General features: G+C 42.1%; 1 protein-coding gene. It reads left to right on the top strand.

The window, feature by feature from the left end:
• Positions 1-68: 68 nt before the first annotated feature.
• Positions 69-504, top strand: a 436-nt coding sequence (locus ACRCJ0_RS19565) for a thioredoxin domain-containing protein (protein ID WP_431391884.1), incomplete at its 3' end; no start/stop codon positions are given.

Genomic DNA, 504 nt, shown 5'->3' with positions numbered 1-504 from the left:
ACTGACTTAATTGCTTACTTAGACGAACAGATTGCCCAGTAAGGAAAATATAATAAGGAGGCATTTAAATGACCTTTCAAACAGATAAAATCACCTATCAAGATGCGATTAAACTTGGAAAAGATACAGCCAAGGTTAAAGTCGTTGAATACTACAACCTTGCTTGTCCGGATGCCTTAAATTACCAGGAGCAATTCGCCTTCTTCCTAGATCCATTAATTCAAACAGGACAAGTGCAACGGATTTTGAAGCACTATGATAAAACCAATCCGCGTCTACAAAAAGGTAATCTTGTCCATGATTACATCGATTACGACAACCAAGAAGCGGCCTATACTGTGGCAGACCAATACCTTCGGTCGCAAAATGACTGGGCGCGTTTAGACCTAGATAAAGTTGAAGCCTATTTAGCCCAACAAGGACGTGTGCAACAAGACAATAGCGAACTAGCAGCCCGCGTATTTGAAGAAGCACAAGCAGTTGGTGTTGACGCGGTGCCAACGA

The sequence above is a fragment of the Aerococcus sp. L_32 genome, assembly GCF_050689315.1.
The sequence above is the reverse complement of the archived record's forward strand: the minus strand, read 5'-3'. Positions and strand labels throughout refer to the sequence as shown.